Annotated in this window: 8 protein-coding genes and 1 pseudogene; 4 read left to right on the top strand and 5 right to left on the bottom strand. The window is 63.8% G+C overall.

Translation table 11 applies throughout. From position 1 onward, the window contains the following. Positions 1-408: 408 nt before the first annotated feature. Positions 409-3,945, bottom strand: coding sequence for a hypothetical protein (locus tag CDV49_RS20700; RefSeq protein ID WP_218821937.1), 3,537 nt, complete (start codon positions 3,943-3,945; stop codon positions 409-411). Between the two features lie 1,396 nt (positions 3,946-5,341). Further along, positions 5,342-6,244, bottom strand: coding sequence for a LysR family transcriptional regulator (locus CDV49_RS10615; RefSeq protein WP_088215507.1), 903 nt, complete (start codon positions 6,242-6,244; stop codon positions 5,342-5,344). A gap of 111 nt (positions 6,245-6,355) precedes the next feature. Between CDV49_RS10615 and CDV49_RS10610 the strand changes: the two genes are divergently transcribed. The 4 genes and pseudogenes from CDV49_RS10610 (at position 6,356) to CDV49_RS21085 (ending at position 10,454) form a co-directional block, all read left to right on the top strand. Next, a complete protein-coding gene (locus tag CDV49_RS10610; protein ID WP_088215506.1) occupies positions 6,356-7,438 on the top strand; it encodes a 4-oxalomesaconate tautomerase in 1,083 nt (360 codons plus the stop codon). A gap of 40 nt (positions 7,439-7,478) precedes the next feature. Further along, positions 7,479-8,480: an ABC transporter substrate-binding protein gene (locus tag CDV49_RS10605; protein ID WP_088215505.1), complete on the top strand. Its 1,002-nt coding sequence runs from the start codon at positions 7,479-7,481 to the stop codon at positions 8,478-8,480. Positions 8,481-8,490: 10 nt separating this feature from the next. After that, positions 8,491-9,321: an ABC transporter ATP-binding protein gene (locus CDV49_RS10600; protein ID WP_088215504.1), complete on the top strand. Its 831-nt coding sequence runs from the start codon at positions 8,491-8,493 to the stop codon at positions 9,319-9,321. After that, positions 9,308-10,454: pseudogene (locus CDV49_RS21085) on the top strand (ABC transporter permease subunit). Before CDV49_RS10600 ends, CDV49_RS21085 begins: the two are co-directional and overlap by 14 nt. A 450-nt stretch (positions 10,455-10,904) precedes the next feature. On the opposite strand, the gene CDV49_RS10585 reads toward CDV49_RS21085, so the two are convergent. The 3 genes from CDV49_RS10585 to CDV49_RS10575 form a co-directional block, all read right to left on the bottom strand. Then, positions 10,905-11,987, bottom strand: coding sequence for a Fic family protein (locus CDV49_RS10585; RefSeq protein ID WP_088215502.1), 1,083 nt, complete (start codon positions 11,985-11,987; stop codon positions 10,905-10,907). 110 nt (positions 11,988-12,097) lie between these two features. After that, the gene (locus tag CDV49_RS10580; protein ID WP_088215501.1) at positions 12,098-13,675 is read right to left on the bottom strand and encodes a GMC family oxidoreductase; all 1,578 of its coding nucleotides are present in this window, start codon (positions 13,673-13,675) and stop codon (positions 12,098-12,100) included. A 15-nt stretch (positions 13,676-13,690) separates the two neighbouring features. After that, positions 13,691-14,239 (bottom strand): Twin-arginine translocation pathway signal, encoded by a 549-nt coding sequence (locus CDV49_RS10575; protein WP_088215500.1) that lies wholly within the window; start codon positions 14,237-14,239, stop codon positions 13,691-13,693. Between the last annotated feature and the right edge of the window lie 18 nt (positions 14,240-14,257).

The following is a 14,257-nucleotide window of genomic DNA, read 5'->3' as shown; positions in this document are numbered from 1 at the left end:
GTCGAAGACCAGCCGCACCGCCCGTTCACGCACTTCAGGGGAAAACTTGTTCGCCGTCTTGCTCATGATGCTCCATCCTACTCACGAGTTGGAGCCTCAGGAAAACCCGGCGCGGGGATCACAACCTAGGCCCCGACTACAACACCCGAACGCCCGCGTTCGGCCGTGACCTGGCAGACCCCGGCTGACCCACGTGCGGACCTCTACCATTGCACTCCTCCGCCCCGCTGCGCGAGACGAAAGCTCCGCGTATCTGGCGATCGGTCACTGGCGGCTCCTCCGCTCAAGACCCCGTTCGTGGCCTTGGTCAGAGTTCTCCCGAAACGGCTGCCTCAACGATGATGTCGTCTCCAAAGCAGGCTGCGCTGCGGGAGCGCCTCTCTGTTCGACCGGCGGAGTTTTTCTGCGCTAGATCGGGGCGGTGATCGCGTCGAAAGTGGTGTCCTGTCGGTTATATCGCTCGTTCGAGGCTGCGAGGGCTGCGGCCCCGAGCAGTTCGGCGCGTATATCCTCGACCTTGCGGGGGGAGGGCGTGTCCGGCGCATGTTCATATTGCCAGACAATCACGTCGAGATAGACCGGCCGCGTGAAGCGCCGGCCTGTCAGCAGCAGTGCCTGCGCAACCGCCGGATATGGTGTGTAAGTGGCATCGCCGAGCCAGTCGCGCAGATCGGTCTCCGGCACGCTGAAATCCACGCCCATGGCGGCCAGCGCCTCGATCATGCCGGGGGCGAGCAAGGGGCCCGCTGCCGGTGCCTCGGCAAGGAGTGCGCTGTAAAGCCGCAGCCCCTCGGCCCGGGTCGCCGCCGCGACGACGGCTCGCCCCTGCTGCTCCAGCGCGCGGGCCAGCGTCATCGCGGCCAGGGCGCGATCGATCCAGGGCTGCGGACAGGCGGCGCGGTTCTCGGTGCGGGTCGGCACATCGGCATTGCGGAAATCCAGTACCACCGGGGCGTCACAGCCGGGATGGCGCAGTTCGATCAACCCGTCATGCCCGCCGGGCGCGTTCATGAACTCGCCGGAAACCAGCGGCAGCGCTGCAAAGGATTCGATGACACGGCCCTCTTCCTGCACGCGGGGATTGTCCTTCGCACCGGTCATCTCGAACCAGACGGTGAAGGCGCGCCCGTCCGGTGCGGCAAAACGATAGATGCCGCCATAGGCCAGCCGGTCGGGCAAGTGGCCGTTCTGCGCCAGCGTCCGGTCGCGAAAGGCGGCGAAGCCGATCCCCTGCGCTGCCATGTCAGCCGCCTCCACCGCATAGACGAAACCAAGGTCGTCCAATGGTTCCTCCAGCTGGTCTGGCTCGGCCACCGGTGCGCGGTAGATCGCGAGCCAGAAGCCGAGGTCCGTCTTGTCTACGAAGGTCCAGCGGGCGGGCGGCGGAAAGGTGCCATCGACCGAAACACGCAGGTTCAGGTATTCCTCGTCCAGCCCCGTCCAGCCGAGACACAGCATCCCGTCCACGCTGCCGAGCGCCGGGGCATCGTCACTGCGTTCGCCCAGTGTGGTCTTGACCCCGATCCCCTCGATGCCGAAGCCCCCGGCGGTAGTGCCAAGGAGCGTGACCGGCGCGACGTTGAGCTTGCCCTCCCCCGTCCCCTTCCAGCCGAGGAAGAGCCGCCCCTCGTGCGAGGCAAGGCAGGGGGCCTTGTCGCTCGTGTCCTTCAGATTGGTTTCGGAGAGGAAGGCCCGCCCGTCGCGCGAGACGAGCAGGTTCAGCGCGCCTTCCCCGGTGCCGGTCCAGGCCAGATAGAGCCGGTCCTGATGATTGGCGATCGCGGGGGCGGCTTGGCTGGTTTCCTCCAGCTGGACCTTGTTCAGCAGCGTGCCGAAGCCATCCACCGGCGCGGCGAACACCGGTACCTGCGCGACGTTGAGCTGGCCCCGCCCCGTCCCTGTCCAGGCGATGTAGAGATGCCCATTGGAGGCGGCGAGCGCGGGCCCGTGTTCGCTGGTGTCGCGGAAAGTGACCTTGCCCTTGAAACTCTGGCCGTGATCTTCGGAAAAGGCGATGTTCAGCCGCCCCTCGCCGGTGCCCGTCCAGGCGATGACCAGCACCCCGCCGAAGGAGGCCAGCGCCGGTGTGAAGCGGGAACTGTCGGCCAGCGGGCGCACCCAGCTCAGCCCCTCCACCCCGTCGATGCCGAGCTTGCGCGTGGCCTGCACCCGCGCGACGTTGAGGTTGTCGTTGCCCGCGCCCTTCCAGCCGGCAAACAGCGTACCGTTGTGGAGCGCGAGCGAGGGCCCGTCGGCGGAGGTCTGCTCCAGAACGGTCTTCTTGTCGGCGGGCCGCAGGTTGGCACCCGCCATGAAGCCCCGCGCGACCCCGAGGTTCACCGAGGTGGCGCGGATCGTGTCGGGGTCGTCGGGGTCGTCGGCATAGGGATCGACGCGGGGATCGGGATAGGGCTCGAACCGGATCAGATCGTGAAACATCACCTCCGCCCGGGCGGGGATCAGCGTGGTGGCCTGCGCGCGCGAGGTCTGTTCCCAGGCCTGTTTGAAGAAGTCGATCTCGTCCCGGCCATAGCCGCTGTTCAGGAACGATCCGCCCCCGCTCATCAGGAAGGAGGGGGAGCGGTAATAGACCTCCCGCCCCGGTTCGGCCAGTTCACCGGCGGCGCGCAACTCCGGCCGCTGGCCGTGATGGAAGACGTGGAAGGCCTTCGGCACCGCGGGGTCGAGCGCGACGATATAGGCCGCCGGTGGCGGGCGGTAATCGGATAGCCCGGCGATCAGCGCGGTGGTGCGCAGGCTGGCGGGAAAGGCGGCGGGCCGGAACGGCTGCCCGGGCGCCGGCCGGGGGGCCGGCTCCGTCATACCGGTGATCGCACCGAACATGCCCGCCACCTGATCGCCCCAGAGGTCGAACAGGTCGTTTCGCGGGTTGGCCTGATGGTCGATCCGGTGCTGGAGCCGCCGGAACGGCGTCACCCGGCGCAGCCGCGTGCTGGACACGGCGAATTTCATCATCGTGTAGTCGAGCAGGATCTGCGCGCCCGCCCTCACCTCGTCATCGCCGGCGAAATCCTGCAGGTTGAACAGCGGGTGCAGCGCCAGACGCTGGTAGGGCCGGGCGTTGAACTCCAGGAAATCGTGCTGGGCGATCACCTGCATATAGCGCGTGAGCCAGAGGGCGAGCCCGTTGCGGCGGTTGTCGAAGCGCTGATCGCCCGTGCGCTGATGGCGGAGCTGGTTGACGAGGTAGCGGGAGCTTTCGATCATCAGCAGGTGGTTCTCGGTCTCCGGCGCGGGATCGAGGAGCGAGAGCGCAAAGCCCGGCTCACCGGGAATGGCGACATGCAGCCCGACGCTCGCCGGGTCGGAGACGAGCTTGTAGATCTCGATATTGTCGGGATGGGCGCCGCCGAAGCCTTCGGGCATCAGGCTGTCCAGGATGAAATCCTGCGCCTGCCGGGCGCGCTCCGCCAGCGTGCCGGCATCGCCCGGCCCGGCCAGTTCGGGCGCATAGCGGTAGGCCAGCGTCATCAGCCCCTTGACCGCCATGTCGTAATCCCGCCGGGAGCCCATCTCGCCGTCGCCCCGGTTCAGCCGACGCAGCACCTGCGGCAGCAGTTCCGCGCTCGGCGGCTCGCCGGGGGCGGCAAAGCCCGGATCGTCGCGCACGGCCTGGCAATGGGCCATCAGGGCGATGGTCTTGTCTTCGTCGGCCTCGCCGGTGAAGCCGGCGATCGGGTGGTCCATGGCGAAGGACCGGGCGATGCCGCTGGCCCGCGCGCGGTGGCTGGCAAAGGCCTGCGCGGGCGAGGCATCGGCGGCGGCCGGATCCAGCGGATCGGTGTTCAGCGCATCGGGCGCGGGCTGCGCCGCTGAAGACCAGACAAAGGGCGGCAGGATCCACAGCGCGGCGACCGCGGTGGTACCTTGCAGAACACGGCGGCGCGTGACGCGGGTCGGCGTGGCGGTAGGATGGGGATCCATGATCTCACATCGGCCAAGGGACGATGGTGGATGCTAGGCTCACCTTCGACCACCCGTCAAACGCCGCGCACGGTTGCCTCGGCCGGCGGGCGGAACATGGCCGGCCCGCGCGCGCTGCCTCGCCGCAGCGCAGGCCCCGCGACGGCCCCTTCACATAGCATCACCATCGCCTCCGCCGAGGTCAGCGTGCCTTCGCATCCCATTCGGGAAGAGGCGGTCCCCCTGTTTGCTCCCACGACTTGATCCCTTCTGCGGCCCGGAAGGAGACCCCATGGGACACGTTGGTCGCGGGGAGCGCACTGACATGGGATCGGCCTTGCATCGGCGGCTGATACACCATGGGCGCGCCATCCGGAAGTGGACCGCGACAAGCCGGGGCGGTAGCGGTTCAGGCGCCTCCGTCCGCTTCTTCCACCCACAAGGCAGACCAACGGGAAAGCTGTCGTTCTTCGGGGCCAGTGACCGTACCAGCTGGTTCGCCGTTCGCCAACCCGTGGACACGACCGACAGGCGGACCGTCCGGGAGTTTCCGGCGCATGTGCCACCCGCTGTGCTTTGCGGTATCCCTCCGATCCTGACCGACAATGGCGGTCAGGTTGCCACGCAACCCAACGCCACCCGGTCGCGTCAGATGCGCTTCGACATGAGCCGAGAGGCAAACGGGATCGATCACCGGCTCACCAAGCCCAACCATCCGTCCACCAATGTCAGGTCGAGAGGAGGAACAGCTATGTCAGGGACGCGACCGTCAAACGTTCTCTCTCTAACAGGCTGCTGAAAAAGTCCTGAAGTGTCATGTCTATGCGCCGGAAATCGGAAAATCGGCCCGGAAATGCCCGGAAGTATAAGGATTTCCGGCGGGATTTCGTCAGATGGCGAACGATTTCCGCTCCCGCACAGACCAAAAAGCCTTCTTCAGCAGCCTGCTAAGGGCTAAGAGCAGTTGCGAACCCACCGCGCCGGCCTTGTCTTGCGCCGCGGCCGACTGTCCCCTGAACGGCCGGCTTATCCCGCCTCACCCATAACTTCGCCCGGGAGCCTCAAGACGCTCGTGCCAACATCCAGAGGTCAGACAGGGTCGTCGTCAATCCAGGTGCGGAGACTGGAAAACTGCGGTTGGACTTCCATCTCCTTGTATCACAAGCCCCTCGCCATGTTCGCCGTGTTCCTTGTTTCCATGGTCAAGAATGGTTGCGACCCGGACTGAGGCACTGTTTAAGCTGACGTGAGCGGTCGATCTAAAAGTCGCTTATCTCTCCGTGTAATCGCATCGCCATCACGGGGGACAGCGATCTTCCCTCTACCTCTTGGAAGAAGGCGTGTTCAATTCCAGATGGGCAACCGGGCCCGCGACAAGGGAGCAGGCGCGCCTGCTCGGTGACTGGCCAGCACATCCTCAACGATCATCGGTCCATGTTCCCAGCAGCATCTCCAGAAACCGTCCCGCCGCGGGGGAAAGCTTGGCGTTGCGCCTGCGTACGACACCGATCGGCCGGGAAATCTCGGGGCCGGTCAGCGGCCGCGTCACGAGGAACGGATGGTTTCCCGATGGCGTCGCCAGCTTCGGCAGGACCGAGATGCCGAGGCCCTGCTCCACAAGGCCCAGTGACGTCGAGAGATGCGTGACCTCGTAGGTCCAGCGTAGTTGCACATCGTGTCGGGCAAGCGCCGTGTCGAGCAGCGTCCGGTTGCCGCTCGACCGGTGCACCGTGATGAGAGGATAGGATCCGAGATCACCCCAGCTCACCGCCTCCTTGGCTGCAAGAGGGTGGTCGCGCCGCGCCGCCAGCACGAACGGGTCATCTGCGAGGTGCGCGAAGTCCAGATCCGGGTCGGAACTGCCCATGATGTTGATGCCGAATTCCACCTCGCCGCGCGCCACCGCCTGTAGCCCGTCAACTGCCGTCAGATCGAGAATGCGGAAGCGGATATTCGGATAGACCTTGGTGAATTCCTTGATGACCGTCGGCAGGAAGTAGAACGCCGCCGTCGGGATGCAGGCGATGGTCACCAGCGCGCCGCTCTGCCGTCCAAGCTCGCGCACGGCAAACAGCGACGAGTCGAACTCCTCAAGCATCCGGCGCACGAGCGGGATCAGCTCTCTGCCAATCGCCGTCAGGGAGACCTGCCGCGTCGTGCGCTCCAGCAGGGGGGCGCCGACGGCGGCCTCAAGCTTCTGGATGCGGCGGCTGAGCGCGGATTGCGACAGGTTCAGCGCCTCTGCAGCCCGGTGAAAGCCATTCAGATCGACGACGGAAAGAAAGGCGCGCAGGTCCAGCATTTCGCAATTGATGTTCATAGCGCAATAAAACACCCGATATTGGCATTTAACATATCGCTGTTATCCCGACATAAGCAATGGACGCGTTGGTTGATCTTCTAGATGCAACAGTTCGGGAGGGCGCGCAACATGAACGATCTTCAACCCATCCCTTGTGTGCTGATGCGCGGAGGAACCTCAAAAGGCCCGTTTTTCCTCGGCTCCGACCTGCCGTCCAATGTTGCCGAACGCGACCGGATTTTGCTTTCCGTGATGGGTTCGGGCCATCCCTTGCAGATCGACGGCATCGGCGGCGGCAATCCCGTCACCAGCAAGGTCGCGATCATCAGCCCCGCCTCTGTCGCCGGAGCGGATGTCGATTATCTGTTCGCACAGGTGCGGATCGACCAGCAGATCGTCGACACCTCGCCAAATTGCGGCAACATGCTGGCCGCGGTCGCGCCCTTTGCCATTGAGGCGGGGCTTGTCACCGGCACCGACGGCAAGACGCTGGTGCGCATCCATAACGTCAACACCGGCAAGATCATCGAGGCAGAGCTTTCGACCCCGAACGGAAAGGTGTGCTATATGGGCGATGCATCGATCGACGGCGTTCCGGGTCATGCGGCCCCGATCGCGCTGACCTTCCTCGATGCCGCCGGTGCGCGGACGGGCCAGCTTTTCCCAACCGGCATGCCGCTAAACCACATCGGCCACGTGGATGTGACCTGCATCGACTGCGCGATGCCCATGGTGCTGATGAATGCGGCCGCTCTGGGCGTGACTGGCTATGAGACGGCAGACGCGTTGAACGCCGATGCCGCGCTACTGCGGCGCATCGAAGCCATCCGCCTTGAGGCGGGCCACCTGATGGGCATGGGCGACGTGACGCAACAGGTGACCCCGAAGCCTGTGCTGATCTCGCCCGCGCGGCAGGGGGGTGACCTGAACGTGCGTTATTTCATGCCCCATGAATGCCATCCCTCGCTCGCGACGACAGGCGCAATTGGCATTGCAACCGCTGCGACATCTGCTGGTACGGTTGCGGCGGCGCTGATCGGGGATCGCCCGATCCCGACGGTCCTGCGGATCGAACATCCGAGCGGGGGACTCGACATCAAACTGGACGAACGCGACGGCCAGAGGATCGCTGGCGTCCTGCGGACCGCGCGGCGTCTGTTCGATGGCGTCGTTTATGCAAAACCCGAAAAGGCTGACAAGATCGCAGCATGAACAAAGGCGCCGGGAGGGCGCCCCATTGGAGGAGATACCCATGAAAACCTTGATGATGGCGCTTGCCGCTTCCACCGCTTTGGCATTCCCCGCGCTGGCGCAGGAAGTGCGGATGAGCGTCGGGTCGTATAATCTGAACAACCTGCCGTTCCCGGTGGCTCAGGGCCTGGGCTATTACGAGGACGAAGGTCTTGACGTGACGGTGGACAACTTCGCCTCGGGCGGGTCCAAGACGTTGCAGGCACTGGTAGCGGGGTCCACCGATATCGCCGTCGGCTTCTACGACCACACCATACAGATGCAGGCGCAGAACAAGCACGTCGTCGGCTTTGTCGAACTCGCACGGAATTCCGGCCTTGTGCTGGCGGGGGGCAACAACACGACCTTTGATCCGGCGAACCCCGAAACCATCAAGGGCCTGAAGGTCGGCATCACAGCACCGGGGTCGTCTTCGGACTTCTTCATTCGCTACTACCTGCAACAGCACGGCATGACCGGAAATGACATCGCCATCATAGGCGTCGGTTCGGGTTCGGCTGCGGTGGCTGCGGTGGAGCAGGGCAAGATCGACCTGCTGGTGAACTACGACCCTGCCGCGACCTTCATCGAGGCGAAAGGCGTCGGCAAGATCCTGATCGACGCACGCAGCGATAAAGGCGCGACAGAGGTCTATGGCGGCATATATCCGACCTCCGTCCTCTACGCGACGCAGGATTACATCAACAAAAACCCGGAGACGATCCAGAAGGTGGCGAACGCTACGGTCCGCGCGCTGCAATGGATGAGCGAACACAGCGCCGAGGAGATCGTGGGGAAACTGCCCAACGAATACATTTCGGGCGACCGTGCGACCTATATCCAGGCTGTTGAGAATGCGAAGGCGATCTTTTCCACGGACGGACTGTTCAACGAAGCGGATGTCGAGACGCCCTTGCGGATCCTGCGCACCTTCAACGATTCCGTCGCCCGCGCCGATATCGACCTGACGAAGACCTACACCAATCAATTCGTCCAAGCGGTCCCCGCAACCAAATCGAACTAAGGAGGAGGAAATGGCGTTGGCCGCTCTCAAGCAAGTGCAATATCCAGACAATGCCGCGCAGGCGGCCAGGTCGATGGTGGCGCTGAAAGATGTCCGGATGGCGTTCGGCGAATTCATCGCTGTGGACGATGTCAACCTCACGGTTGCGGATGGCGAGTTCCTTGCCATTGTCGGTCCGACCGGCTGCGGAAAAAGCACGATCCTGAATGCCATCGCGGGGCTCTTGAAACCCGCGAAGGGCAGTGTGACGATTGATGCCGCGCCCGTCACCAATGTCGGCGCAGATATTGGCTATCTGTTCCAGCAGGATGCCCTGCTGCCGTGGAAGACCTCCATCGAAAATGTCGAACTGGGCCTGATGTTCCGCGGCATCGCCAAGGCGGAGCGCCGCGAGCGGGCGATGAACTGGCTTGCGAAGGTCGGTCTGAAAGGGTTCGAGGATCGTTATCCGCACCAGCTCAGCGGCGGTCAGCGCAAGCGCGTGCAAATGGCGCAGGCGCTGATCACCGGACCGAAGGTTATTCTGATGGACGAGCCGTTCTCCGCATTGGACATCCATACCCGCCACCTCATGCAGAACGAGCTTTTGCGGCTGTGGCAGGAGGAGCGCCGCGCCGTGGTCATGATCACCCATGACCTCGAGGAGGCGATCGCTCTGGGTGACCGCGTCGTCGTCCTCGCAGCCGGACCGCGCAGCCGGGTGATCGACAGTTTCCCTGTCGATCTGGAACGCCCGCGCGACGTGGCGGAAATCAAGCTCGATCCGCGTTTTCTCGAACTCTACAAGAACATCTGGGCGTCGCTTCGCGGCGAGGTGGAGAAAAGCTATGCACGCAAATAGTGTCCGTCTGATCCAGTTGGTCATTCTGGTGGTCCTTGTCGGCGGCTGGCAGATGGGCGTCAGCGCCGGTATCATCGACCGCTTTTTCTTTCCCCCGCCGTTCGAGATCGGCAGCCAGATCGTCCGCTGGATTTCCGACGTGGGCTTTTACAGGCACGTGGGCATCACGCTGACAGAGACTGTGCTGGGCTACATCATCGGCACCGCGCTTGGTGTGACGGCGGGTGTCTGGCTGGGCCTCAGCCGAACCTCCGCCCGCATTCTCGATCCCTTCATCAAGGGACTGAATGCGGTCCCGCGCGTGGTCCTTGCGCCTATCTTTGTGCTGTGGCTGGGGCTTGGCCTGTGGTCAAAAGTCGCATTGGCCGTCACGCTGGTGTTCTTCGTGACCTTCTTCAACGCCATGCAGGGGGTGCGCGAGGTCAACCCGGTGGTTCTTGCCAATGCCCGCGTGCTTGGGGCGAAAAAGGGAGAACTGCTGCGCCACGTGTATTTCCCGGCGGCGGCGAGCTGGATCCTGTCGTCGTTGCGTACCTCGGTCGGCTTCGCGGTCGTCGGTGCGATCATAGGCGAGTACCTTGGGTCGTCCGCGGGCCTCGGTTATCTGATCGCGCAGGCAGAAGGGAACTTCGATGCCGTAGGCGTCTTTGCGGGCATCATCATTCTGGCGATCTTCGTTCTGATCATCGACCAGATTCTGGATTTCGCCGAACGCCGCCTGATCACCTGGCGTCCAAACGCGGAAGAACGTCCAGCCTGACAAGCTATACGCACGACCTTCGCGCCGCCCGGCCAAGGGCACGGGGCTGGTCCACCACGGCGACAGGGGCTCCCAATACCTATCCATTCGCTACACCGAACGTCTTGCCGAAGCAGGCATTGAGCCTTCGGTCGGCAGCGTCGGCGACAGCTATGACAACGCGCTGGCCGAGACGATCAACGGCCTATTCAAGGCCGAGGTCATCCACCGCCGTGGCCCCTGGCGCAGCTTCGAGGCTGTCGAATATGCCACGCTAGAATGGGTCGACTGGCTCAACAACCGCCGGCTCCTCGAGCCCATCGCGAACATCCCGCCAGCAGAAGCCGAGGCCAACTTCCACGCAGCTCTGGAAACTGAACCCATGGCCGCGTAACTAACCAAAATCAGCCTCCAGCAAACCCGGGGCAGTTCAGTTTCCGTAACTACCTCGTGTTAAAAGCAAATAATATCAATGATTGAATTCGATCCAAGGGCGCGTCGCGCCGTCGCGCCATTGTACCACCCTGAAGAGCTAAGTGGAGCCTTGAGTTCGGTGGTCAGATGCAGCGCTTACGATTCAGAGGCGCTTATATGCGTTTCAGGCTCCGAAGTCGCCTTTTTGCCCGAGCAGCGCAAACCGCTGATCGCACCTCCGCCATTTGCTTGTCAGACCCCCCAACCGGTCCTGTCGCGCTTTACTCTACCCCTGCGGCCGCCAGCGCATATTTGTCCGACCCCGTGCCCAGAAGTCTGGCGCAAGGTGTGCTTGACCTGATTGCCGTCCGCACGACTTGCCCTGGTGGCAGTGAGATGTTTGGTCTCGCCATTGCCATTCACTGCGGTCTTACAGGTTCATCGCATAAGTCACTGCCCGTCCGCCCGCTTCGGAACGAACAAGGGCTCCCTGACGTTCGAGAGCAGTCAGATCTCGGGTGGCGGTTGCGGCTGAAACGCCGGTAATCTTGCGGTAGCTCCGGGCGCTGAGCCCAGCAGCCACGCGTTTCGGGCCTTGCGCGAATACCACTTCAAGCGCGTGACGTTGCCGGGGGGAAAGCGCGGGTCCGTAACGAAGAAAGAAGGCGTTGCGGCGGAGGAGATAGCGTGCTTCTTCCCGGCTTGCCTCAGCGCCCTTTTGCAGGCAGCGGAGAAACCACAGGACAAAGGCCGTGGCGTCCACGGCCCCCTCCCCTTCCCTACGTCCTGCCTGGAGCGCCTGATAATAGGCTTTTTTCTCCCGCTCGATCTGTCGCGAGAGCGAGAATGGCAGGGCACGCCCGGTGGCAAAGACATGTTCGATAATTGCTCGACCGATGCGCCCGTTGCCGTCCGAGAAGGGGTGGATCGACTCGAACCAGAGATGCGCGATAGCAGCGGCAATGGGCACGGGCAGCGGCCTTGGCTGCGCGAGCCAGTCGAGGAAACCACGCATCTCGTCGGCGACGCGATCCGGCGGCGGTGCGGCATAAAGCACTTCCTGTTTGCCCGCTGCGGCGGAACGCACGATTTCGATATCGAAGCGCCGCCAGCCGCCTTTGTCCTCCACCTCCATCCCGTAGAACAGCAGGCGGTGCCACTCGAAGAGATCCTCCTCCGTCAACGGGCCGGTTGCCTCCCGCGCGGCAAGCATCAGCGCCACGATCGCATCGGAGCGACGGCTCAGAACTGCCCGCTCCCGGTGGCGAAGCGACGCGATGACGGAGGCCTCTATCTCGGCGGCGTTCAGCGTGACGCCCTCTATTCCGAAGGAGGACAGGGCCTCCTGCACGATCTGGCCGAGCCGCAGATTTTCCAGATCATCGCCGGACAGGCCGGCCTGCAGCCCCTGCGCCTCGCCCAATGCCTCCTGCGCACCGGCAAGGGCAAGCTCCACGGCCGCGGGATCATAGGTGAACTGCGGCCAGAATGGGGATTGCCAGATATGGGGCATGAGGTGTTTCGCCTTGTTGTTCACCTCTCAATATGCCGAATTGTGAGGTGAATACAGCGTGAAAACGCCTCATGAGGAAAGGGCGACGGGAGTCACCGCCGCCCCCCATGTCAGATTGCGTTGGCCTTCAACTGCCCCGCGATATGCTCCGCCTGACGGATTGCCAGCGAAACGATGGTCAGCGTGGGGTTTTCCGCCGCCGATGTGGTGAAGACCGAACCGTCGGAAACAAAGAGGTTCGGCACGTCATGGCTCCGGCCCCATTTGTCCACCACCCCGTCGCGCGGGTTCTCCGACATCCGGTTGGTCCCAAGGTTGTGGGTGGAGGGATAGGGCGGGACCGGCATGGTCCGCACCGCCCCCGCGGCCCGATAGATCCGGTCGCCCGCCGCATAGGCATGGTTGCGCATGGTCACATCGTTCGGGTGATCGTCGTAATGCACGTTCGCGACGGGCTGGCCGAACTTGTCCTTGACGGAGTGGTTCAGCGTGATCCGGTTGGTCTCCTGTGGCATGTCCTCTCCCACGATCCACAGCGCCGCCAGCTTGTCGTAATCGTCGAGAATGGAGGTGAAGCTCCGCCCCCAGCCGCCCGGATTGACGAAGGCGGCGGTGAAGGGCAGGCCCAGCGATATGGTCTCCATCTCATAGCCGCCGACATAGCCCCGCTCCGGTTTGTGACCCACCTCGTCCTGCACGATCCCGGCCATGACGGTGCCGCGCCAGAACCTCACCGGCTTCTCGAACACCGCAAAGACGGATCCCGTGGTGTGGCGCATGTAGTTGCGTCCCACCTGACCCGAGCGGTTCGCCAGCCCATCGGGAAACATCTCGGAAGCGGAGGCGAGCAGCAGGCGCGGGCTTTCGAGGGAGTTGGCGGCAAGACAGACCACACGGGCCTTCTGCACCTGCTCCTTTCCGTCACGGTCAATGTACCGCACACCGGTCGCGCGGCCTTGGTCATCGTGTTCGATGCGGGTCGCGCGGCACTGGTCGCGCACCTCCAGAAGCCCCGTCGCCTCACCCTTTGGGATGTCGGTATAGGCGGCGGACCATTTCGCACCCCATTTGCAGCCCTGAAAGCAAAAGCCGGTCTGCTGACAGGGTGGCCGTCCGTCGTTGTCCACCGAATTTATGGCCATATGGCCCGTGGAAACCTCCTTGTAGCCTGCAGCAGTGGCCCCCTTCTCCAACACCTTGAAGTTGTTATTGCCAGGCAGACCAGGAAAGTCGTTGGTGCGGGTGACGCCCAGCTTCTTTTCGGCCAGGTCATAATACGGGTCCAGATCGCCCCGGGTGATCGGCCAGTCCAGCAGGTTCGCCCCGTCCACGCGCCCATAGGTGCTGCGCGCCCTGAACTCATGCTCCTGCAGCCGGAGCGAGGCGCCCGCCCAATGGATCGACGTGCCGCCCACCGCCTTTACGATCCAGGCGGGAAGGTCGGGAAAATCCTTTGCCACTTGCCATGAGCCGGAGGTCGAACGCGGCTCTCCCCAGCTCAACTGCGTGAAGCTGTCCCATTCGTCGTTGATGTAATCTGCCGGAAGGAGCCGTGGGCCCGCCTCCAGCGCGACGACCTTCACGCCGTGCTGCGCCAGCTCGTTGGCCAGCACCCCGCCACCCGCGCCGGAGCCGATGATGACCACGACGGAGGCATCGTCATGCGTGTATTTCGCTGTATCCACCATGATTGCGCCCTCCCCTTACAGCCAGTCGATGTCGTCGAAACCGCGGTCGATGTAACCACCTTTGGAGAAACTTTCTCCCTCGTAGCCGAAGAGCGGCCATATCTCCTTCTGGTTATAAAGCCCCGTCACGAGGCCGGAGCGCACCTGTCGGAAGAACGGCGTCTGCTCCACCACCCTGAGAACCGCGACGCGCTCCTCCTCCCAACCCGCGTTGAGGTAGCCGGTAAGCCCCTGCCCCACTGCCGCATCGTTGAGCAATTGCACCCCCGCCTCCACACCGGGCGCCTTTTCCGCCGTGTCATAACCCTTGACCGCGAGGGCGTAGAACCGGTCTCCCAGACGGTCGTGCGGATAGATGTCCCGCGCCATCTGGATCAGGGTCGCCATGGTTTCGGGTTTCAGCACCTGCGTCTCCAGCGCCCAGGCCGCATCCCGGCCGGACACGAACCCCGTACCGATCATCAGCGTGGCCCCCGCCGCCACGGCGCGCCCGAGCAGGGCACGCCGGGTCAGTCCCGCATGGCGCAGGCCATGCGGAGAGACAGCCGTCAGGCTAGTCGTCATTGGTCTTTCCTCCTCCTC

Origin of the sequence: Haematobacter genomosp. 1 (assembly GCF_002196855.1) — a bacterium.
In the GTDB taxonomy this organism is placed as follows: domain Bacteria; phylum Pseudomonadota; class Alphaproteobacteria; order Rhodobacterales; family Rhodobacteraceae; genus Haematobacter.
Note: the sequence above shows the minus strand (reverse complement) of the source record. Positions and strands in the feature narration are given on the sequence as shown.